The sequence below is a fragment of the Desulfitobacterium sp. LBE genome, from assembly GCF_007830365.1.
GTDB classification, from domain to species: Bacteria; Bacillota; Desulfitobacteriia; order Desulfitobacteriales; family Desulfitobacteriaceae; genus Desulfitobacterium; species Desulfitobacterium hafniense.
The window spans coordinates 2,755,385-2,777,462 of record NZ_VLKD01000001.1 but is presented as its reverse complement, the minus strand read 5'-3'; the positions used below and the strand labels follow the sequence as shown (position 1 = coordinate 2,777,462).

At 45.8% G+C, this 22,078-nt stretch carries 20 protein-coding genes, 1 pseudogene and 1 riboswitch; of the genes and pseudogenes, 15 read left to right on the top strand and 6 right to left on the bottom strand.

The window, feature by feature from the left end; translation table 11 throughout:
* Nucleotides 1-8: 8 nt before the first annotated feature.
* The 5 genes from sdhB (at nt 9) to ehuA (ending at nt 4,196) form a co-directional block, all read left to right on the top strand.
* Nucleotides 9-761 carry a succinate dehydrogenase iron-sulfur subunit gene (gene sdhB, locus DESLBE_RS13230; RefSeq protein ID WP_144677197.1) on the top strand — a complete coding sequence of 251 codons (753 nt, stop codon included), beginning with the start codon at nt 9-11 and terminating at the stop codon, nt 759-761.
* 106 nt (nt 762-867) lie between these two features.
* Nucleotides 868-1,016, top strand: a riboswitch (cyclic di-AMP (ydaO/yuaA leader).
* A 117-nt stretch (nt 1,017-1,133) separates the two neighbouring features.
* Nucleotides 1,134-2,021, top strand: coding sequence for an ectoine/hydroxyectoine ABC transporter substrate-binding protein EhuB (gene ehuB, locus DESLBE_RS13225; protein ID WP_144677195.1), 888 nt, complete (start codon nt 1,134-1,136; stop codon nt 2,019-2,021).
* Between the two features lie 3 nt (nt 2,022-2,024).
* Complete coding sequence (ehuC, locus tag DESLBE_RS13220; RefSeq protein ID WP_011459281.1) at nt 2,025-2,678, top strand: ectoine/hydroxyectoine ABC transporter permease subunit EhuC; 654 nt, start codon at nt 2,025-2,027, stop codon at nt 2,676-2,678.
* Between the two features lies 1 nt (nt 2,679).
* Nucleotides 2,680-3,336, top strand: a complete 657-nt coding sequence (gene ehuD, locus DESLBE_RS13215) for an ectoine/hydroxyectoine ABC transporter permease subunit EhuD (protein ID WP_144677193.1) — start codon at nt 2,680-2,682, stop codon at nt 3,334-3,336.
* A gap of 11 nt (nt 3,337-3,347) precedes the next feature.
* On the top strand, nt 3,348-4,196 hold the full coding sequence (gene ehuA, locus DESLBE_RS13210; protein ID WP_144677191.1) for an ectoine/hydroxyectoine ABC transporter ATP-binding protein EhuA: 849 nt from the start codon (nt 3,348-3,350) through the stop codon (nt 4,194-4,196).
* An 80-nt stretch (nt 4,197-4,276) separates the two neighbouring features.
* Here ehuA and DESLBE_RS13205 read toward each other — a convergent pair whose 3' ends face one another.
* Nucleotides 4,277-4,816, bottom strand: coding sequence for a 50S ribosomal protein L25 (locus DESLBE_RS13205; protein ID WP_005808697.1), 540 nt, complete (start codon nt 4,814-4,816; stop codon nt 4,277-4,279).
* A gap of 377 nt (nt 4,817-5,193) precedes the next feature.
* Between DESLBE_RS13205 and DESLBE_RS13200 the strand changes: the two genes are divergently transcribed.
* Nucleotides 5,194-5,955, top strand: a complete 762-nt coding sequence (locus DESLBE_RS13200) for an N-acetylmuramoyl-L-alanine amidase (protein WP_015943004.1) — start codon at nt 5,194-5,196, stop codon at nt 5,953-5,955.
* Nucleotides 5,956-6,063: 108 nt separating this feature from the next.
* Here the strand turns inward: DESLBE_RS13200 and DESLBE_RS13195 are convergent, their stop codons facing one another.
* Nucleotides 6,064-7,872: a hypothetical protein gene (locus DESLBE_RS13195; protein ID WP_144677189.1), complete on the bottom strand. Its 1,809-nt coding sequence runs from the start codon at nt 7,870-7,872 to the stop codon at nt 6,064-6,066.
* A 202-nt stretch (nt 7,873-8,074) separates the two neighbouring features.
* Here DESLBE_RS13195 and DESLBE_RS13190 point away from each other — a divergent pair, with 202 nt between their 5' ends.
* The 4 genes from DESLBE_RS13190 (at nt 8,075) to DESLBE_RS13170 (ending at nt 11,005) form a co-directional block, all read left to right on the top strand.
* Complete coding sequence (locus tag DESLBE_RS13190; protein ID WP_018214226.1) at nt 8,075-8,689, top strand: sigma-70 family RNA polymerase sigma factor; 615 nt, start codon at nt 8,075-8,077, stop codon at nt 8,687-8,689.
* Nucleotides 8,686-9,165 (top strand): endolytic transglycosylase MltG, encoded by a 480-nt coding sequence (locus tag DESLBE_RS13185; RefSeq protein WP_144677187.1) that lies wholly within the window; start codon nt 8,686-8,688, stop codon nt 9,163-9,165. The genes DESLBE_RS13190 and DESLBE_RS13185 overlap by 4 nt, the downstream gene beginning before the upstream one ends.
* A gap of 278 nt (nt 9,166-9,443) precedes the next feature.
* The gene (gene rocF / locus DESLBE_RS13175) at nt 9,444-10,349 is read left to right on the top strand and encodes an arginase (protein WP_144677185.1); all 906 of its coding nucleotides are present in this window, start codon (nt 9,444-9,446) and stop codon (nt 10,347-10,349) included.
* Nucleotides 10,350-10,501: 152 nt separating this feature from the next.
* Nucleotides 10,502-11,005 (top strand): RNA polymerase sigma factor, encoded by a 504-nt coding sequence (locus tag DESLBE_RS13170; RefSeq protein WP_144677183.1) that lies wholly within the window; start codon nt 10,502-10,504, stop codon nt 11,003-11,005.
* Nucleotides 11,006-11,177: 172 nt separating this feature from the next.
* Here DESLBE_RS13170 and DESLBE_RS13165 read toward each other — a convergent pair whose 3' ends face one another.
* From DESLBE_RS13165 to DESLBE_RS13155, 3 genes are all read right to left on the bottom strand, one after another.
* The gene (locus DESLBE_RS13165; RefSeq protein WP_015262315.1) at nt 11,178-11,525 is read right to left on the bottom strand and encodes a hypothetical protein; all 348 of its coding nucleotides are present in this window, start codon (nt 11,523-11,525) and stop codon (nt 11,178-11,180) included.
* 144 nt (nt 11,526-11,669) lie between these two features.
* Nucleotides 11,670-12,353, bottom strand: coding sequence for a Crp/Fnr family transcriptional regulator (locus DESLBE_RS13160; RefSeq protein WP_015262316.1), 684 nt, complete (start codon nt 12,351-12,353; stop codon nt 11,670-11,672).
* A 235-nt stretch (nt 12,354-12,588) separates the two neighbouring features.
* A complete protein-coding gene (locus DESLBE_RS13155) occupies nt 12,589-13,851 on the bottom strand; it encodes an IS1380-like element ISEcp1 family transposase (RefSeq protein WP_000608644.1) in 1,263 nt (420 codons plus the stop codon).
* A gap of 185 nt (nt 13,852-14,036) precedes the next feature.
* On the opposite strand from DESLBE_RS13155, the pseudogene DESLBE_RS27445 reads away from it, so the two are divergent.
* The 5 genes and pseudogenes from DESLBE_RS27445 to DESLBE_RS13125 all read left to right on the top strand — a co-directional run.
* Nucleotides 14,037-14,141 (top strand): annotated as a pseudogene (locus tag DESLBE_RS27445) (RNA polymerase subunit sigma-70); the annotation flags it as partial.
* Nucleotides 14,125-14,598 (top strand): hypothetical protein, encoded by a 474-nt coding sequence (locus DESLBE_RS13140; protein ID WP_005808690.1) that lies wholly within the window; start codon nt 14,125-14,127, stop codon nt 14,596-14,598. The pseudogene DESLBE_RS27445 and the gene DESLBE_RS13140, both read left to right, overlap by 17 nt.
* 18 nt (nt 14,599-14,616) lie before the next feature.
* Nucleotides 14,617-15,798: an amidohydrolase gene (locus DESLBE_RS13135; protein ID WP_018214223.1), complete on the top strand. Its 1,182-nt coding sequence runs from the start codon at nt 14,617-14,619 to the stop codon at nt 15,796-15,798.
* 193 nt (nt 15,799-15,991) lie between these two features.
* Nucleotides 15,992-17,221 carry an exonuclease SbcCD subunit D gene (locus DESLBE_RS13130; protein ID WP_144677181.1) on the top strand — a complete coding sequence of 410 codons (1,230 nt, stop codon included), beginning with the start codon at nt 15,992-15,994 and terminating at the stop codon, nt 17,219-17,221.
* Entirely contained in the window at nt 17,208-20,705 is a 3,498-nt protein-coding gene (locus tag DESLBE_RS13125) for an SMC family ATPase (protein WP_144677179.1), read from the top strand. The genes DESLBE_RS13130 and DESLBE_RS13125 overlap by 14 nt, the downstream gene beginning before the upstream one ends.
* Here the strand turns inward: DESLBE_RS13125 and DESLBE_RS13120 are convergent.
* The gene (locus DESLBE_RS13120; protein WP_144677177.1) at nt 20,702-22,072 is read right to left on the bottom strand and encodes a sodium:alanine symporter family protein; all 1,371 of its coding nucleotides are present in this window, start codon (nt 22,070-22,072) and stop codon (nt 20,702-20,704) included. The two genes, DESLBE_RS13125 and DESLBE_RS13120, sit on opposite strands and share 4 nt — an antisense overlap.
* Nucleotides 22,073-22,078 lie beyond the last annotated feature (6 nt).

The window sequence follows — 22,078 nt, the reverse complement described above, 5'->3', positions numbered from 1 at the left end:
GGATCGTCATGTCAGGGCAAAAAAGTGTCCGTTTAAAAATCCGTCGCCAAAATGCTCCGGACCAACCTGCTTTTTGGGAAGAGTTCGCGGTGGATTATAGTCCCAAGATGAATATTATTTCCTGCTTGATGGAGATTCAAAAGAATCCCGTCAATGTCCAAGGCAAAAAGACCAATCCCGTGGTTTGGGAATGCAACTGTCTTGAGGAGGTCTGTGGTGCCTGCACCATGAATATCAACGGTCAAGCCAGGCAGGCCTGCTCAGCCTTAGTGGATCAATTGGAGCAGCCTATTGTCCTGGAGCCTCTCCGGAAATTCCCCATCCTCCGGGATCTTATGGTGGATCGAACCATTATGTTCGAGAATTTAAAGAGGGTTCATGCCTGGATCGACATTGACGGAACCTACGATCTGGGTCCCGGACCCCGCATGGCTGAAGTAGAGCGAGTATGGGCGTATGAGCTTTCCAAGTGCATGACCTGTGGGTGCTGCATGGAATCCTGCCCCCAAGTCAATTCCCGTTCCCGGTTCATTGGACCGGCCGCCGTTTCCCAGGCCCTTCTCTTTAACACCCACCCTTCAGGAGCTATGCATAAGCATATTCGTCTATCCGCCCTCATGGGTGATGGAGGGATCACCGACTGCGGCAACGCCCAAAACTGCGTGCGGGCCTGTCCCAAGGAGATTCCTCTGACCACCAGTCTTGCCGATATGAACAGAGAGGTCAATAAATTCGCCTTGAAGCGATGGCTGAATACCTAAAAAGTCAAGATGCAAGAAAATTTTTTATTGCAATCTGACAACTTAGATGTTAACATAAAGTTGTAACAACTTATAACAAAATAAGAGTTGTCAGATTGCAAGCTGTTTGCAGTCAAGGCTGAATTTCCCAAAAAGGAAAACGGGGGAACCATATTGGGGGTGAATCATTGTTAAGGAGAGCAAACTCCTTAAAATGACGGAAAGGTATCATTCCGAACCCGGCAGCTAACCTCGTAAGCGTGTGAACCCGTTTTAGTGTTTTTATGCTAAATCAATAGCCAATGTTATGCGCTGCTTCTTCTTGGGCCTGTTCAGGCCCTTTTTCTATGCCTTTTTGCGGATTTCAGTGGAGAAAAAAAGGAGGACGTTTGAATGAAAAAGTTACCACTGCTCAAGACTCTGCTGGTGGGGGTGCTGGCCTTTAGTGTTTTTGCCTTGGGAGGCTGCGGCACCACCGAGACCAAAGGCGGAGATGGGATGAGTACATTAGAGAAGGCTAAGGAAAAAGGCTCCGTCACCGTTGGTTTTGCTAATGAGAAGCCCTATGCTTACAAAACTGCCGACGGAAAGCTCACCGGTGAAGCTGTAGAAATCGCCCGGGCCGTCTTAAAAGAGCTGGGGATCAATGACATGCAGGGGGAGCTTACGGAGTTTGCCTCTTTAATACCCGGCCTTCAGGCCAAACGTTTTGATATGGTTACCGCCGGAATGTTTATCACTCCTGAACGGGCCGAACAGGTGTCCTTCGCCAATCCCGAATACAGCATTGGGGAAGCTATTGCCGTCAAGAAGGGCAATCCTCTCGACCTGTATAGCTATGAAGATATCGCCAAGCATGGGACGGCTAAAGTCGCTGTACCCGGAGGAGCCATTGAGTATGACTACCTTGTGGCCAGCGGTGTCCCTAAAGACAGAATCGTGACTGTTCCGGATATGCCGGCGGCTTTGGCAGCTTTGCAAGCCGGGCGGGCAGACGTGATTACCGCTACCGGCCCTTCGATTCAGGCTACTTTGGATACTGCTAATGACCCCAATCTGGAGCGGGTCATGGATTTCACTCAGCCGGTGATTGACGGCGAAAGTGTCAGAGGTTATGGAGCAACTGCCTTCCGTCATGAAGACAGTGATTTCCGGGAAGCTTTCAATGCTGAATTGCAGAAGCTGAAAGAATCCGGTGAGCTGCTGAAGATCCTCGAATCCTTTGGTTTTACAGAGCAGGAGCTTCCGGGAGACACGACTGTGGAAGACATTATTAAGTAGGAAGTGAGAACCTTGGCTATTTTAGACCTCTTACCGGCCTTGTTAAAAGGGCTGGAAATAACTCTCATCATCACGCTTTTGGCCACTCTTCTCGCTTTGGTGCTGGCTTTCCTGGCTGGGTTCGGGCGCTTGTCCAAATATCCGCCGCTCCGCTTTCTGGCGGCGGTCTATGTCGAAGCCTTCCGGGGAACTTCTCTGCTTGTTCAGCTCTTCTGGATCTATTTTGCCCTGCCTATTTTAGGTATCAGCCTGCCCCCCTTGACAGCCGGTGTCTTGACCCTAGGTCTGAACTGCGGGGCCTATGGTTCCGAGGTGGTGCGCAGTGCCATCCTGGCTGTTCCCAAAGGGCAGACGGAGGCGGGGATTGCCTTGAATTTCAGCCCCTGGCAGCGCATGCGGCGCATTATCCTGCCCCAGGCTTTTGTCATGATGCTGCCGGGGTTTGGCAATCTGCAGATTGAGCTGCTGAAAAGCACCTCCCTGGTCTCCCTAATCACTTTAGCCGACTTGACTTATCAGGCATCCGTGCTCAATGCTTCCACTATGGAGACGACTTTAATTTACAGCTTGCTGCTTGTGATCTACTTCCTGATTGCCTGGCCTTTAACACGGGGGATCCGCTGGATAGAAAACAGGCTGACCGTAGGGAGGTACTAAGATGTGGAATTGGGATTTTGCCATTAAAATCTTCCCGGAGATATTTGCAGCACTGAAGATTACCGTGACCGCTACTTTTGCCGGATTCTTTCTGGCCTTGTTTTTAGGGATGTTCCTCACCATCGGCAGTCGCTCCTCCCTGAAACCTATCGCTTACGGCTCAAAAGGCTTTGTGGAGTTTATCCGCAGTACGCCTTTGCTGGTTCAGCTCTATTTTATTTTCTATGTGCTGCCCCAGGCCGGACTGTCTTTAAGCCCCCTCACTGCCGGGATCATAGGTTTAGGGATTCATTACAGCACCTATCTCTCCGAAGTCTATCGCTCAGGAATCGAAGCAGTACCCCAGGGACAGTGGGAAGCAGCGAAAGCTCTCAACTTCAGCCCCTGGCAAGTATGGTCCAAGATCATCATTCCTCAAGCGGTACCGCCGGTCATACCGGTGATGGGTAACTATTTGATCACCATGTTTAAAGAGACCCCTCTCCTTTCGGCCATTACCTTGGTGGAAATCTTGCAGACAGCTAAGATTATCGGCTCCCATTCCTTCCGTTATCTGGAAGGGTTCACTATTGTCGGATTTTTGTTCTTATTGTTGAGTTATCCCTGCTCGGTAATAATCCGCCGTTTGGAAATGAGGATGACGAAAAGCGTTCGCTAAGGAGGAATAGGATGAGTGCTCAATTGAAACTGTTAAAAAATACACCGGATGAAACGAAAAATCAGCAGACCGTGGCCGGAAAAAAAGTAAAACAACCTGTAGTGCACTACGAAAAAATCTCCAAAGCGTATGGAGACTTGCAGGTCTTAAAAGGGATTGACTTGGATATTGCGCCAGGAGAGAAAGTGGCCTTAATCGGACCCAGCGGCTCAGGAAAAACTACAATGGCCAGGCTGCTCATGACCCTGGAAGAGCCTACTTCCGGAGCCATCCAAGTGGATGGGGAGTCCTTGTGGCAGCAGAAGGTCAAGGGAAAAATGGTTAAAGCCAATGAAAAGCATCTTCATAAAATTCGCAACAAGATTGGTATGGTCTTTCAGCATTTTAACCTTTTTCCTCATATGACTATTTTGGGCAATGTGACAGCCGCTCCCATCCATGTGCTGGGGATGACCAAAGATGATGCTGAGGCCCAGGCCATTGCTATGCTGGAGAAAGTGGGACTGGGTGATAAGCTTCATGGCTATCCCGCCCAACTGTCCGGCGGGCAGAAACAACGGGTGGCTATCGCCAGGGCTCTGGTCATGCGTCCCAAAATCATGCTCTTTGATGAGCCGACCTCGGCTTTGGATCCGGAATTGGTGGGTGAAGTGCTGGAGGTTATCAAGGAAATTGCCCAGGAAGGGGAGATGGCGATGCTCCTCATCACCCACGAGATGGATTTCGCTAAGGATGTGGCGGACCGGGTAGTCTTCTTTGATGAAGGACACATTATCGAGGAAGGACCGCCCCGGGAGATCTTCCATAACCCCCAGAGCCCCCGCCTGCAAAACTTTTTAAGCCGCTTCCGGGGAAGGTAAATCACCTGGGGAAGTAAATCGATGAATCAAAAAACCAGGCCTATAAGCTCAGGCCTGGTTTTTGCATAGTTTCTTTTATACTATCTTGCGCCGGTAATCGCCGCGATGATTTTTTCCGGATCATCCAGTACGCTTACTGAAGGGCTGACCATAAAGTCTGCTACAGTAATTTTATCTCCTAAAGATTTATCCGCAACATCGACAGCCACATATTCCGGAATATCGGCACTGGGACCTGTCAGCTCCAATTCAGAAAAATAGGGCAGTACGATCAATTTTCTTTCACTGAGTGCTTCACTGCCGCCGAAGGTAATCGGAACTTTCATCTTCACAACCTGATCATCTTCCACCACTTGCATAGAGATATGAATGGTCTTTCCTGAAGTAATATCCTTTTGAATTTCTCCGACGAAGCACTGCTTGGTTTCGCCGGCAACCTGCACAGAGATTTTAGCTTTTTGAGAACGGCCCTGCAGGGCCTTGTTAAGCCTCTTCTCATCGAATTTCACACTGATGGAGTCCATACCTTTGCCGTAGATTACCCCCGGCACAAAACCTTTGCTTCGGACTTCCTTGGGTTTTTCTTTCCTTTCGACAGCCTGAATTGCAGTTTCGCTCATTTGTTTGACCCTCCATTCTTGTACTCTGCGCCGCCCGCAGAGTCGTTTGCTACGTTGTCAGAAAGTATAAACTTGCAAGTATATACTTTCTAAGCATAAGGGCAACCAAGGCCCTAATACTATTAACTCTATAGTTTTACCAGGGGGAAGTCAAAGCCCGGGAGTTCCCGCAATTTAAGGGTAAAGCAACTTACAACTCAAAAGGTAAGGAAAAGTTGTCTTTTCGTCCGAATGCTCTTTTAGCTGGAACCAACCCTGGATGATTTGAAAATTCTTTAAGGAATGCCTCTATCAAGGAATAATGCCAAGCCTCTTCTCCATAAGTTTTTTAAAGGGCGGATAACATCCGGCCCAAGGCATGGGAAGGGAGAAGAGCCATGAGGAGAATGAGAAGGGATGGGCTCAACTATCGCAGACGATGGAATAGAGGTTGGATGGTAGCGGCGCTGTTTGCGCTGGTGCTTATTGTGACAGGCAGCTTAGTATGGAAGTATAACCAAAAGGACGAAGAAATCTGGAGTTGGACCATCGGTAATCAGGTTGTCCTTATCGACGCCGGGCACGGCGGCGTTGACCCGGGGGCTGTAGGCAAAGTCAGCCTGGAAAAGGATATTACCTTAAATATTTCCAAGCATCTGCAACTCCTTGTTCAACAATCGGGGGGTAAGCCAGTCATGGTTCGGGAAGCCGACGTGGATCTGGGAACTTCTGAAGGCCTTGCCAGAAGAAAAAGGGAGGACCTGGCACAACGAATCCAGCTGGCTAAAGATTTCGAGGCCGATGTCTACTTAAGTATTCATGTGAACAGCTCCCCCAACCACTCCTTAACCGGCCCCCAAGTTTTTTATCATGAGGGTTTACCGGAGGGAAAACTTCTGGCTGAGGCCATACAAACGGAACTCAATAAACTGACCGGAACCAAGCGGGTGGCCAAAGCCGACCAGGAGTTGTTTATTCTCAAGAAGGCACCCCAAGCCGCAGTGACTGTGGAAGTCGGTTTCCTGTCCAATCCTCAGGAAGAGCAGAAATTAAATGAAACAGACTACCAACATCAACTGAGCGTAGCCATCTACCAAGGTCTCTCCGAATATTGCCGTAAACTGCAAAAGGAGGGAATCCCCATCGTGGATATAAATTAAGGTGAATGAACGACCTTGATCCAGTCTTTGCATAGTTCCAAACAAATAGTCCTTAGGATCACCCGAGGACTATTTGTTAGAGGACTATTTTAATTAGTGTATTATTATTTAATGTATAATGTAGCAATTGGGTAAAGCTTGTTGTATTGAGGATAAATCATAGTTACCAAGTGTTGCAGAGCCAATCTCAAGAAGAGTTAAATGTGTCAGCTGTTCTAAAGATTTTAAGTCATTTAGGGTACCCTGATAGTTAAGGCTTCTTAATTTTGGCAGCTCTTTTAAAGGCGATAGATCACCAAGCTGATCGGAATGGATGGTAAGAGAGGCCAGACCGGTTAAGTTTTCTATTCCGGATAAATCTTCGCAGCCTTTGCCGATGAATAAGTTTAAGATGTTTTTAACATCATTTTTATAAATCTCTGCTGTTGGCTTATAGATAAGCTCCCGGACTGCTTTTTCCAAAACGGGATCCTTAAAGGTCAGGGCTGTGTTATCAATGGAAGTATCTTCTGATCCAGGTTCTGGAGGCATATCGCCGATATTGATGGCTGTCTTTACACCGGTGGCTTTGTCTTCCAAGGAAACAAGAATCGTTTTATCTGAGTCGTGTACATTATAGGTTATCTTAAAATCCCTGTCTGATGGCTTTAAATCGATCATTGAATTGATAGATGAGCTTGCATGCAACTCTGAAGCAGGAATTTTTGGCGTTATATCTTTACCTTCTTTATTAAGTATTCGGTATTGCAAATAAGTAGTGATATTAGGGGATAATTTACCAGTGGGTAAAAAAGATATTTGAGCGATGTCAAGATCCTCATCAGTGTTGTTTTCAGTGTCGCTTGCTTCATACCCTGATGGCGAATGAAGGTTTAACAGCGCTGAGATTTCCATTCCTTTTTGGTGAGCCAAAGTAACCAGAACTTGCTCATCATTATCAGAGAAATCATAAGTTATGGTACCGGTACCGGTTTCTGGATCCAGGCTTACATCAGCATGGGTAGAACTAATGACAGCTGTTGCCTTCAGCTGTTCCGAGGGAATGGTTTTGGTGATATTTGTATAATAATGATCCAACAGTTTATATTGGAAAGTTGCTGTACCCGTCTCGGTTTTTACCAGATCACTTGAAACGAAATCAACTCTGGATATTGCCGAAGGGGTTGTCACTTGCGAAGCTGGAACCGGCTTTAATCCAAAAGTGTTTAAAACGGCGGTAACTCCCGTGAGTTTATCTCTTAGTGTGGTTTTGATAAGCTGGTCTGTATCTAAGGTATCAGAAGCAATGGTGCCGATACCTGTGGCAGGGTCTAAGGTGAGCTCGGAACCCGGGATTGAAAAGGCTTCGATCTGAGAAGCAGGAATTTTAGCGGTAATATCGTCGATGAAATTGATGACATTGTAGCGAAATGTGGCGGTATTTGTCCCAGAACTCGTTAAACTATCAGTAAGAATGTGAAGTTCATCAACTCTCTTCAGGGATTCTTCATCGGAATTGCCGACAACTAAGGTTTTTCTATCACTGTAGCTATATCTAGGCATTAAATAAACCTTAACATATCTATCCGATTGGGAAAAATCATAAGTTAATGTACAGGTTCCTGTTTGAGGATCTACACTTACCTCGGGAATTCTCCCCGAAGAGTTCCAACCGTTTTCTGAAAGATTCACGTCTACAAATAGATCAGAAACCGGAAATTCGCTGGTGATGTCCTTGCCATTTATATCAAAGAGTTTGTAGTGGAAAATGCCGGTGGTTGGGCTGGTCATTTCTAACCGGTCTTCAATGATTTTAGTAGAGTGAACCAAGGGCTCTGGCAACCAGGGTAATATCGGCACGGCCGAAACATAAGTAGAGCACATTAATAGAAATATTAAAGTAAGGGTAAAGGACCTTCGCATAAAATTACGGAACATATCTCCAACTCTCCTTAATTTTAATATCACTAACATTATATTACATATTTGTATAACATTCTATAGCCAATTGGCTTTTACAAATGCCGCTCCCAGTGAAGGCATAAGAACTGGATTTGCTGAAAAAGAAGGAAATGTTGGGTATTGTCCCGAATAATGTACTCTACGCTTTGGTCTGCGAAAAAATAGGAGGGAATACCGCATGACTCTTTTACCCGTCCTTTTGTTTATATTAGGGGTGCTTTGTCTTATTTGGGCGATGAGAATGGGGAATACTTCCGGCAAAACCAGCCCGGAAATACTCACCATCCTTCAAGGATTAGCCGGAGTAAAAAAGGAGATCAGCAAAGTTCAAAAGGGTCTTCGTGAAGTTGAAACTCAATTAGGAGACCATGAGTTGAGACTGTTCCGCAATGAGAACGTTCAAGCGGATCTCCGTACCGAGGTTAATGCCCAGAAGATTAATATTAATCAATTGACCTCTTCAGCTGTGAACACTTTTGCTCAGCCCCAGCCTCAGATGAAACCCCAGCCTTATCTCTCTGCCAATCCTCTGAACTCAAGTCAGGGGACCAATCATTATCATCGTCTCTATGATAATGGCAATACTTTGAGCGATTCTCCTCTGGAACCTCTTGACCGGTACACTGAAGCGGAGCCCCTTTCTCCAATGCTCCCTGAAAAGTATCAATGGGTTTTGGAGCTTGATCAACAAGGCTGGTCTGTAGCAGAAATTGCCGGCCATTTGGCCATCAGCCGGGATGCAGTCAATATGGTTCTGCGTACAGCCCTTAAGGGAAAGGGGCTGAAAGCATGAAGCTATCCCGCTCCTATATATTAGGGTTGGCTTCAGGACTGATACTCAGTGCTCTTCTGGCCATGGTGATTCCCCCTGTGAGCATTAACTTTGCCGGGAGTTCACCGCCGGAGCAGACCGGCCCTGGCGGCAACACACCGGGCAGCGAAAGCCAGGGTGAGGTTCCTGATCCAGGTGAAGATGAGAACAGGGAGGGGAACAACAACCCTGAGCTTCCCGAAAATCCGGTAAAGCCTGATGAGACGGGAGAAAACCCTGTACAGAACCCCCAGCCCTCGCAAACCTTTGTTATTCCCTCAGGATCTACGGCAGATAGAATTGCCGGCCTTCTGCTTGACGAAGGATGGATATCTTCGAAAGACGAATTCCTGGATTTAGTTAAGCAAAAGAATCTGGCCGGCCGTTTTCAAGCGGGAAGTTTTGAGCTAATCCAAGGCATGGATATGGAAGAGATTCTGAAGCAGCTCATCCCTTAAGTCCAATTGAACATTTTAGAAAATAGCAGCAGATTTTTAAAGTCTGCTGTTTCCATTTGCCTACAATAGGTGCTTTCTTAGGACTCGGATTAGGTTATATTCTGAAAGGAATCAAAAAAGTTTAGCGCCTCCCTAATGACCTCCTATTGCTTTTTTTGTATATAAATTTCTTTTCCTTGAAAAGCTTAATAAGAGACTCATACCATAAAAAACAAAATATAAAGCAAACCTGAGGAGCACAAGGTTTACAATCTTAAAATCGAAAGAAGGGGTTATCAATGGAAAGAAGAAAGGTGCGCATCATAGGAGTGCCTATCGACTTAGGAGCGGATCGGAGAGGGGTGGATATGGGTCCCAGTGCTATTCGCTATGCGGGTCTTCATGAGCGCTTAAAAAAGCTGGGCTGGGAAGTGGAGGATGTGGGTAATATCGATGTACCGATCGCCGAGACCCGGGAAATTAAAGATCCTCTGCTCAAATATCTTCCTGAGATTTCAGAGGTCAATCAAAAGCTCTATCCCCTGGTGGCTCAAGCCATTAAGGAGGAGGTCATTCCCTTAATTATCGGGGGGGATCACAGCTTGGGAATAGGCTCCTTAGCGGGGTGTGCCGCCAGCGGCAAGCAGTTTGGCGTTATTTGGTTTGATACCCATGGGGATTATAATTCCATGGAAACCACCTCCAGCGGCAATATTCATGGCATGCCCTTAGCTGTGGCCAATGGTATTGGCGTTAAGGAGTTAACCAGTATTGGCGGAGCCGCCCGGAAGATCAAGGAAGAAAACACCGTGATTATCGGGGCCCGGGATTTTGACGATGAAGAGCGGGCTATGATCCGCCAATCCGGGATTACAGTGTTTACCATGAGCGATATTGACCGCTTGGGTATGGAGGCGGTGGTTCGGCAAGGGCTGGAAATCGCCAATCGAGGTACCCACGGAGTCCATATCAGCTTTGATCTGGATGTATTGGACCCCAGTGAGGCTCCCGGTGTTGGAACCCCGGTTCAAGGGGGGATGACCTATCGGGAAGCTCATTTGGCTATGGAGATGGTTGCTGATTGCCAATGCCTGTTGAGCATGGATGTGGTAGAGGTCAACCCCATTTTGGATGCGCAGAATAAGACCGCGGAATTAGCAGTGGGTCTCATAAGCTCGGCTTTTGGACAAAAAATTTATCCGTGACAAAAAGTTTAAATATAATAAAGAATTCTAGCCAAAAGTTGAATTGCAGAATTCATGAATACGGCTTAAAATGATAATAGCGAAACTTTTTTAGGTGTTGAAACGTAACCATGATGAGAGGTAGAAGAAAGAGATAGGAGCTGCTCGTCATTATGGAAGATGCTGAATTAATTCAGCAGGTTCTTAAGGGAAGGCATGAGCAATACGGATTGCTGGTCCAGCGCTATCAAGAACCCTTAATTCATTTTTTACGCGGAATACTGGGCGCTGAGGATGAAGTCTTTGATTGTGCCCAGGAAGCTTTTTTAGCAGCTTATGGGAATCTTTGGCGCTACTCGGATAAATATACTTTTCGGGCCTGGCTCTATGCCATTGCCAGAAATAAGGCCATCGATCTTATGCGCAAGAGAAAGCGGGAAATTCCTTTGAGTATCGATGAGAGCCTGGTGGACCGGCAGATGGGACCGGAGGAAGCCTATTTGGCCAAAGAGCAGGCCTTGGACGTCAGGGCGATCCTGGAAGAATTGCCCGAGCATTACCGGCAAGCACTCTATCTGCGTTACCAACAGGAGCTAAGCTATGAAGAGATAAGCACAGTTTTACGGAAAATCTATGCAACCCTGCAACACCCCAAAAAGAATAGACGCCATAATTGACGTCTTTCGCTTGGGGCTAAGTTTCGTTACAGCCCCCCATTTTAATCAATTTCTATAGTATATTTTACTACTTGACAGCGTTTGTATTTCCCTTTGTTCAACCCTTTACTCCGTTAGAAGCGGCCTGATATTGTTTCGGATAATTAGTCTTATAACAGGTTAATTAATTCAATTAAATGTAGACGAAAGCCAATGTCAAACCTACAGCGGCAATTAAAATAAATAACCCCCAATAAAGTTTATTGAATCGGTTCTTTGTGAGTTGGATCATCACCCAAAAGAGTGCGAAACCTCCAATGCTCTTGATTAACAATGGAAGGCTAAAATCAACAAGTGTCCAAACATAGCATCCTGTTAATACTGCGAAGCCAAAGACAACATACATGATTTTACGGAGTTTTGTTTTTAGGTTTTGGTCATCACTAAAAGTAGCGATAAAAAATAAGACCAGGAGCACACATGCAGCCAGAAAATGCCAGGGAGTATGATTCATTATTTCTATAGGACCTAAAGCTATCAAAGAAAATCCCTCCTAGAATATAATTATGATTTATTATAAGGTGATTTATGTTTCTAATACTGTTAAGTATTTAACAATTAATAAAAAAATTTGAAAAGTTGAATTTCCATACCTAAAAATCAGAGAAGTAGCTGCTTGACCCTATTATTTAAATATGTGCGTACTAAGACAAGGGTCATCTTTTAATATGTAATATCTGTTAGTGCGGTCGACTATTTTGGCTTCTTTTAACTCATTAAGGGCCTGAATGACCATTACCCGTGAAGAACCAATCATATCAGCTAATTCCTGCTGCGTAATTATTAAATCGATCATTGTCGCGTTTGGCAGCTTTTTCCCATATTGGTTGGCAAGGTTATAAAATAGACCTAATAATCTTTCTTTTACAGTTCGTCTAGTTTCCTTATCTGAATTCATATTGGCATAACGCTTTTGCCCAAGGTAATCAATTATCCTTAAGGCAAAAGAAGGATCTTTCTTAATTAACATTTCAAATTGCATTTTACTAAAGCAACAGATGCAAGCCTCTTCCATGGCTAACGCGCTAGAACATTCCTTTTGTTCTTGATATAGCGACAACTCACCTAGTACCTCACCGGGACCACAGATATCCAGAATTGTTTCATGTCCATCTTCAGCACTTTGCACAAGTTTAAGTTTTCCTGATTTCACAAGAAATATAGTACTTGTAATATCCCCTTGATAAAAAAGATAGTGTCCTTTGGACAGCCGTTTTTTATTTGTACATTGACACAAGTTTGTAATCTGTTCTTTTTCCAGACCCCGAAACAGATCCAATTCTTCTAGGCAGATGAGGCAACGTTTCATGCAATTCCCCCTATGTTTATAAAGAAAACCTAAATTCCACGTGTGTTTTTTATTAGCTTCAAAAATCACTATTTCACGAAGAATTTAGACTGCTTCTCACACATTGTAACATTATTTACAACCACCTTTCAATCATTTTTGATAAATCATTGATTTCATCTTTGCTGCAATGATACTTAATAAACTCTGCAAGTTATCCACAGAGCAACACTCAATTTTATTGATGATATTCTTATTATACCAGACATTTTTCATACACTCCCTTGTACGGATAGTTTTCCGACAACTTCATGATTACATATCTTGCGGTTTTGATTATTTTTGCTGCAAGAAATACATACTTCAAACGAAAGGTCTTTATTTGCTGTCTGTATTCTGAAGAGTCCAAGGAATCAAACTTGAACAACAAAAATAGGTTATATGAAAGCATCATCATTTGAAACACGGCTTCATTCGCCCAAAATGACTTTAGCAAGAGATGACCCACCGCCATGTCGTATTTGGCTTCTTTGATATAGTTTTCAGCATTACCACGCTTTTCATAGTATATAACTACTTTTTCAGAAAGCAAGGTAGTATTTGTTACAAAGAAAAAGTAGTCGTATTCGGAACCTTCTAAAAGTGATAATTGTGCTCTTTCTTTTTCTGGTTTCAGTACGCGAGATACGACAAATCTTCTGTCTTTTTCCCATTTAACTAATTTTGTATACAGTTCTGTAGTTTCTCTACCTTCTTCTCCTTTAACGAATACAATTGATGAATTCGTTGCTTGTGAGGTGAGTGTAGAATAACTTTTGGCTTTAATTAAATATTTGCATCCAAGAGATTCTATCGTTTCGATAATTTTTTCATCAAAGTAGCCACTATCCATTCGAAATAAAATTTCTAAATCGTCTGATTTGATGTTAGCAACAATTTCTTTGATCATTTCCGCAGCACCGTTTGCAGTGTAAGTATTGCCACTTCTTACAAATCCGGTAACATATGCTTTTAATTCGTCGCAAAATGCAAATTGGATATTGTAGCATCGGTTTCCCAGTTTCTTAGGATTATATCCTTTTGACGCACCTTCTTGATGACCTTCTACGTTAATTACACTACTATCAATATCAATCGTAATGGATGTCAATTTACTTTTAGTGAGCAGTTTTTTAAAGACTTTAAAATTAATGTCTCTAAACATTTGGGTTGTCTTGAAGTTGAAGTTTCCTAGAAACCGTGACACTGTTTCAGGTTCTTTTACGGAAATATCAAACTCGTTGACGAGGGGATCATTTTGAAGTAGCTTTAGACGTTCTAACTTATCAATGCCAATGAAGTGACCGCAGAGCATGGTCTTTATATGATTCATCTTGATTTTATTTGTTGAGTCATTATCAAATACGAGGTCATTTTCAATAAAATCAAAAATCCCATTGCTTTTTGCATTCTCAAGGAGCAGAAAAAGACCTGCATTTGATGTTAGATTCTTAGCTTTGAAATCAATTTTATTAATCATAATTAGAACCCCTTTTTACTACTTTTCTTACTATTATTTTACCATATATCGAGTCATAAAAGCTGATAATTTAACATATTTTTGAGCACTTTTCTTTCACCCAATGGGTGAAAGCTGAATTTCGAAGGAACGCATATTTATCAAGGCTTTGATTATGCTTTTTGAAGTACTGACGTAGAATCTAGGTTTTAAATATTCCCATCAGTTCAGTCAAGACGCACCTCCATCGAGGTAAAGAAAAACTCCGCCAAATCATGGAAGGGAGGAATGGTCATGAAGGAAATGGATGATCTGCTTAAGTCGGTATTTCAGGATAAGCCCATAGCGCAAGAGCCTTTGCAAGAAATGCAGGCGAGAATTATAGAACAGATTCTTGCTGCTCCGGTGGATTTTCAGGCAAAGCGCTTAGTTAGGCAACGCAGAAAATGGGGGACCATTTTTTTAAGCGGGCTATTTGTCCTTTCTTTAAGTCTCTTTCTCATCAACTGGTTTTTGGGACCTTGGCTTGGCGGCGGGTTAAATACCTTTGTCCTGTGGCTTACCGCCAATATTCCTATGCTGGCCTGGCTCCAGAATAGGTGGGATTGGTTTCTCGATACACTGGCCATTCTCTCCAACCTAAAAATAGGATATCAGTTCCTATGGCAGCAATATGGTTTGGCTGTGATGGGTATCTTGTTTTCATGGGTCCTCTTTGAAGGAATACGAGATAAACTCAATAGCACAACAATCGACGGGAATTCCTAAAGAGAGGGAGTTGTTTTAATGGACGCCCTTAAGATGTTCTTTAGAGATCAGGCTTGTATCGTCTGGAAAGAAGCATGGGAGGCAGCACGCCTGATTGGCGAGCGTCCGGAGCTCGGGTATCAGGAATATTTTGCGGTGGAGACCTTAACCCAACTGCTTAAAAGCCATGGCTTTGAAATTCAACAGCCGGCAGCCGGTTTGGATACGGCATTTATCGCCCGCTTTTCAGGGTATAAGCCTGGTCCCCGACTTGCTTTTTTAGCGGAGTATGATGCTTTACCGGGAATTGGTCATGGCTGCGGGCATAATTTGATCGGGGCGGCCAGTGTGGGAGCAGCCATTGCTTTGAGCAAAAGCCTTGAACTGTCCGGTGAGATCTGGGTTGTGGGAAGCCCGGCAGAGGAAACCAGCGGCGGCAAGGTCATTCTAGTGAATGAAGGGGCATTTGAAGGGGTGGATGCGGCCCTTATGTTCCACCCGGGGAGTCAGAATGCTACGATCATCTCCTCGTTGGCCTTAGATGCCTTGGAGTTCGTTTTTTTAGGAAAAGCGGCCCACGCTGTAGCAGCTGCTTATTATGGAGTGAATGCCTTAGAAGCCCTGATCGATTTTTTCAATCGGACAAACCGGTTGAAGGATAATCTTCCTCAAGATGCTTATATTAATGGAATTATCACAGAGGGCGGCACCTCACCCAATGTGATACCGGAACGGGCTGTGGCACGGTTTTATCTGCGGGCACGCCAGAGGAAGGTGTTGAATATCATTCGCAACCAGGTAATACGCTGTGCCCAAGAGGCTGCGTCCGCGGTCTCAGCCAAAGTCACTTGGAACATGTTTGAAAACTCGTATGATGAAATGCAAAGCAATCGTGCCCTAGCCGGGGCTTTTGAAACCAATCTTCGGGAATTAGGCGTTCGCAACATTTCTCCTCCCCAATCGGCCATGGGTTCTGTGGATATGGGAAATGTCAGCCGGATTGTCCCGGCTATTCATCCTTACTTAACCCTTGGGGGAGGGATGAACATACCCCATACACGGGATTTTGCCCAGGCCTGCCTTTCCGCTCCGGGAGAGCGCCTGCTTTTGCTGGCTATTCAAGCCTTAGCCCTTACCGGCTGGGATATTTTAAGCTCCCCGAAGCTGTTAAATCTTGCCAAGCGGGAATTGAACCCCCGGCCCTCCGGGAAACAGCGATAATGCTCCGCGCCATAGGAGTCGTTGCTTTGGGATTGAAGCAGCGGCTTTTTCTTTTACACTTACCATGATTTTAGTCAGTATTTTGTCCTGACTATAAGCTATAATGGGTTTAGCACATAAAGTTGAGGCAGCCGGATTGTGCGGCTCCTCAAAAAGATATTTACCGGCTCCATAGAGAGAAAGGATGGGGAATGTGAGGATTCTACATACTTCGGATTGGCATTTAGGCAAGAATTTAGAGGGTTTGAGCCGGATGGAGGAGCAGGAGCTTTTTCTGAAGGATTTTATTGATATGGTCGAGGCGAAACAGGTGGATTTGGTCATGATCGCCGGAGATGTGTATGACAGCCCCAATCCCCCGGCCAAAGCGGAGAAAATGTTTTATGACACCTTGAAGAAATTATCCGCCAATGGAGAGCGGCTCACCTTAGTCATCGCCGGAAACCATGACAACCCGGAACGCTTGGTGGCCGCAGGGCCGTTGGCCAGGGATCATGGAATTATTATGGTGGGAACACCGAAGACGATTGTTGCCCAAGGGGAGTATGGCAGGCATCAGGTGATCGATTCGGGTGAAGGCTTTGTGGAACTTGAGATCAACGGGGAAAAAGCCGTGATCCTCACTCTACCTTACCCCAGTGAAAAAAGGCTCAACGAAGTCTTATACGGTGCCATGGATGAAGAAGAGGAACGGCTCAAAATTTATGGGGATAAAATCAAAATGCTCCTGGACAGCCTAAGTGAAAAGTTTCGGGAAGATACAATCAATATGATAGTGTCCCATCTCTTTGCTGCAGGAAGCGAAGAATCTGGCTCAGAACGAAGCATTCAATTGGGAGGGAGCTTTATCGTGGACGGCAGCTGCTTTCCCAAGGCAGCTCAATATATTGCCCTGGGTCATATACATAAGCCGCAAATCGTTCCCGGTACAGACAAAAGAGCACGCTATGCAGGCTCCCCTATTCACTACAGCAAAAAGGAGATCCCTTTCGCTAAGAAAGGTTTCATTGTCGATTTGAAGCCCCAACAAGAGTACGCTCTTGAAGAGGTGGATTTTAAAGTGTACAAACCGATTGAAGTCTGGAAGTGCGGGAGCATCGAGGCGGCTCTCAAGAAATGTGAAGAAAACAAAGACAGGGATTGTTGGGTATACTTGGAAGTCAATACGGATCGCTATATTCGGGAAGATGAGCTTAAGCTCATGAAAAGCGCCAAGAAAGACATCCTGGAGATAGTGCCGGTTTTGCCTGGAAGGGAAAGTGAGGAATTCACCCTGAACAGTTTTGCCGATCAGAAAATTGAGGATATCTTTAAAGAATTCTATCGCAAAGAAAGAACGGTAGAGCCTCAGCAGGAGATTGTGGATTTATTGTTATCCATTATCCAGGAACAGGAGGGGGAAGAAATCCATGAGACCCATTAAGCTTAAGATCAAAGGGCTGAACAGCTTTATCGATACCCAGGAAATTGATTTCTCCCAGCTTACCAGCAAAGGTTTATTCGGCATTTTCGGACCCACCGGCAGCGGCAAATCCACTATCCTGGACGGAATGACTCTGGCTCTTTATGGCGCAGTGGCCCGGGGAAGCACCAATTACATGAACACTAACTGCGAATCGTTGCAGGTCAGCTACGAATTCCAGATTGCAGAGAAGGACACCAAGACTTATCGGGTGGATCGGGAGTTTCGCAGAGATAAAAAGTCAGGCAATGTGCGCACCCACTCGGCCAAGATGCTGCTTATAACCGCCGGCGAAGAGGCGGTTTTGGAAGAACAGGTCAGGGAGGTTACCAAAAAGAGTGAGGAAATCATCGGCCTGACCCTGGAAGATTTCACCCGCACCGTGGTTCTGCCTCAGGGGAAATTCAGCGAGTTTCTGAGGCTGGAGGGAAAAGACCGCAGAGAAATGCTGGAAAGGTTGTTTAATCTGCAAAGATATGGCGATGAACTGTCCTCCCGCTTAGCAGCAAGAGTCCGGCTGGAGCTGGACAAAGCCAATGTCCTGGCAGGTCAGCTCAAATCCTATGAAGAGTGCAGTGAAGAGCTTTTGGAAGCAAAGAACAAGGAATTAGGCTCCCTTGAAGAGCAGCTGGTGCAGTTTCAGGCGGAATTAACAAAGGCGGTTGATGATTTTCACAACGGGAAAGAAGTGTGGGAGCTGCAGGGGGAATTAAGCCGGCAGGAAGCTCAAAAAGCTGAACTTGAAAAAGCGGCAGCTGTGATTAAAGAAAGTGAAATCAAAGCGACTCTCGGGGAACGGTCCTTAAGGGTTAAACCTTATCTGGATCAATATAAAGATACTCTGGGGAAGATCGCCACAACTCAGGCTCAAGTAGCCCAATTCGAGAGGGACACTGCAGCTTTGGCTTTACAGAAAAAGGAAGCAGAGGCTCAATGGGAACAAGCGGGGGCTCAAAAAGACAAAGAGCTTCCTGCTTTAAGGCTGCGTGAACAGAGTGCTGCCGACGCTATCCTGGAGAAAAAGAAGCTGGAGGGCCTCATCCAGGAAAAGCAGTCTCTTCAAGAGAGTATTGGCCGGCTGGAACAGGAACGGGAAGAGAAGCAAGGCCGAATACATAAAGGTGAAGAATTTATTGCCAAGGTCAATGCTGATATTCAGGAGAAAGAGCAAAAGGTGGAAGCTTTAACCATCGACCAAGAGTTTAAGCAGAAAATCAATGAAGCCCTCCTTACCTTCAGCCGCTGGGAAGAAGCCGGGCAACAGGTGGTCAGCTTAGGCTCAGAAGTCAAAAGCATTGATGAGAAGCTTCAAGAGGCCCAGGAAAAGGGGCTGAAATATTCACAAGAGCTGGAGGCCAAGACGGAGATACTCCAAGGATTTGCTTTAACCCTTCAGAATTTAGAGGAAACCTGCCCGGGAGACTCGGAAACCCTGATTGCCTTGCAGGAAAAGCTCAATCAAGTCAAGGAACAATGGGCCAGGCATCACGAGTATTCTGGTGCCATCAGTCGCAGCGAAGCGGGTATCCGTGATCTTTTGCCCAAGTTGGATACTACCCAACAGCAAAAAGTTCAATTGGCACAGAAAATCACTGAGCTGGAGAACGATCTGAAGAAAGCTGAAAGGGAAAATCTGGCTCATGCCTTGCGCGTGGCCTTGATTGAGGGAGAAGCTTGCCCGGTGTGCGGATCGACCCACCATCAGCCTGATCATGGGAATGCTGCTGTTGATACTGAAAAGCTTGAAGAGATCCAAGCTGCTTTAAGGGAAGGGAAGGAGCAGGAACAAAGCCTGTACCAGGAAATGATTCAGGCCCAGGAACAGATCAAGACCCTGGAAAACACCCTGAAAGAGGTTGAAGAAAAAGCTGCCGCCCTAGGAGAAGAATACAAAGCCTATGACCCTGAGGCTATGCAGAAGGAATTTGAGACGTTAAGGGACGGGATATCCCGATATACAAAGCAAAAAGGAGAATTGGAAGCAGAGCTCAACCGGCTGACTCAAGAGAAAAATCAGCTGGCCATAAAGCTTAATGAGCAAAATACCATTAAAACAGAAACAATGGGCCAACTGGAGAGCAGAGGGAAGAATCTCGAACTGGCAAAGGCTAAATATGAAGCTTATGAGCAGGAACTAACCGCTCTTAGAGCTGAACTGAATATCCGGGACCTTAAGCAGGAGCACCAGGAGATTGCCGTCAAGGAAAAAGAGAAGGCCGGACTGGAGAGTGAGCTGAAAGGCTTAAGGGATACCTTAAAAAAAGCTCAGGCCAGAAAAGAATTTCTGAGTACGGAACTGTCTGCCCTGACAGAATCCTTAAAGGAAAGCCTGGGAGTCCTCAAAGAGAAAGAGAGCAGCATTCAGGATAAGCAGACTGCCATAAAAGCCAAAGTGAGTGAGGTGGAGAATTTAGAGGTCTATCAAAAGGAACTCATCAGCCAAATAACCCGGATCGAGCAGAGCTATGTCCAGGCCGAAACAAGGAAAAACGAGACGGAACAACAGTACAACGAGTGCTATGTCCGCCTGCAATCAGCACACACCAGCTGGCAAGGCCTGGCGGAAAGAAGTCAAAAGGATAAGGAGTCTCTGGATAAGGTTTTACAGGAGGAACAGATCGGGAATATTGAGGAAGCGAAGAGTCATCTACTGAGCAGAGATGAGATAGAGAAACTAAAAAGGCAGGTCAAGGACTATCAGGACTCCTTAACTCAGCTTCTTGGCGCCATTGGGAATTTGCAAAAGAAGCTTGGCGGGCGGAGTTTGACCGCTGAACAATGGGAGCAAATGCAAAGGCTCAAGGAAGAAAAAGAAACCCTCTGCAAAGGGCTGGAGGAAAGCAAGATTGAGATCGAGACCCATGTCAGGACCATGAAAGAGAATTTGGCGAAGAAAAAAGACCTGCTGAAGAGTCAGGCAGAGCTGGAACGTCAGCTGGGACTTTTGCGGGATCTGGAGAAATTATTCAGGGGGAAGCGATTCGTTGAATTTGTGGCGGCCCACCAACTGAAATACGTCTCTATCGAAGCCGGTAAGCGGCTCAGAGAGATTACCGGGGGCAACTATGGCCTGGAAGTGGACCAGAACGGAAAGTTCCTGATCCGGGATTATAAGAACGGCGGCGCCCAACGGGATGCCACTACCTTATCCGGCGGGGAAACCTTCCTGGCCTCTTTATCTTTGGCGTTAGCTCTGTCCGCCCAAATTCAGCTTAAAGGAACGGCCCCTTTAGAGTTGTTTTTCTTGGATGAGGGCTTCGGAACTCTGGATGACAACCTCCTGGAAGTGGTGATGGACTCCCTGGAAAGGCTCCACCATGACCGATTATCCGTGGGCATCATCAGCCACGTGGATTCGATCAAGAACAGAGTGCCCGTCAAGCTCATGGTCACACCTGCTCAAGCCGGGCTGGGCGGGAGCAAGGTGGCCATCGAAGTCAGCTAGCTTCTCGAGCCCCAGTTTTTGGTGAGTCTGGCCACAACCCCACCCAGAATGATCAAGGCCAAAATATTGGGGATGACCATTAAGCCGTTAAAAAGATCGGCCAAATTCCACACCAGGTCAACCTTGAGGGCGCAGCCAACACCTACAAACACAGCAACCAGTATGGCATAAAAAGGAACTGCTTTTTTTCCGAAGAGATACTTTACATTGGCCAGACCGAAAAAGTACCAGCCCATAATTGTAGCAAAAGCAAAGAAAAGGACACAGATGGCAATAATGACATAGCCGAATTGACCAAAGACCTGGGCATAAGCAGCCTGAGTCAGTTGAATTCCAGTGACGAATTCACCGTTGGCATCGGCAGAGCCCAATACACCTGAAGTTAAAATGGCCAGAACAGTTAAGGGCAGTAAAACAATGGTATCGATAAAAACCCCCATCATGGCGACAAGGCCTTGATCACAAGGGTCTTTGACACGGGCCAGAGCATGGGCGTGAGGCGTTGATCCCATACCGGCTTCATGGGTGAACAAGCCCCGGGCAATGCCGAAACGGATGGCCTGCTGCACGCTTACCCCCAGGACACCCCCTAAAACCGCCTGAGGATAGAAGGCGCCCACAAAAATATCATGAAAGGCAGGGATAATGTTAGAGAAATTTGCGCCGATAACTACAAAGGATGCCAAAGTAAAGAAAACTGCCATAAAAGGAACCACTTTTTCCGCAACGGCAACAATACGCTTAACACCCCCCAGGAAAACCAGCAAGCAAATAAGTGCCAATCCTATCCCGATGATTTCTGAAGGAATCCCGAAAGCGGTTTCCATGGCCCCGCCCACAGAATTGGCCTGAACCATATTGCCCATGAAGCCAAGGGCCATGATAAGCAAAAGGGCAAAAACAGCGGCAACCACCCTACCGGTCCGCCCCTTGATGGCGGCGCGGATGTAATAGACCGGTCCGCCCACCAGCTCGCCGTTTTTCGTGGTTTTATAACGCTGAGCAAGAGTAGCTTCGGCATAAATGGTAGCCATGCCTAAAATTGCACTCACCCACATCCAAAATACGGCGCCGGGGCCGCCGGATACCATAGCGGTAGCCACACCCGCCAGATTTCCTGTACCAATCTGGGCGGACACCGAGGTGATCAGAGACTGAAATGAGGTCATGCCTTCCTTATCGCTGGCTGCATTACCTCTCAAAGTAATAGAGCCGAAGGTTAGCTTAAAGCTCTGTTTGAACAGGCGAAATTGTACCCCTTTGGTAAGAATCGTAAAATAAATGCCCACACCACAAAGAAGAAGAATTAAAAAGACATCCCATAATACTGCGTTGATGCTGACGACTAAATTAGAAAACCATTCCATGCTGAA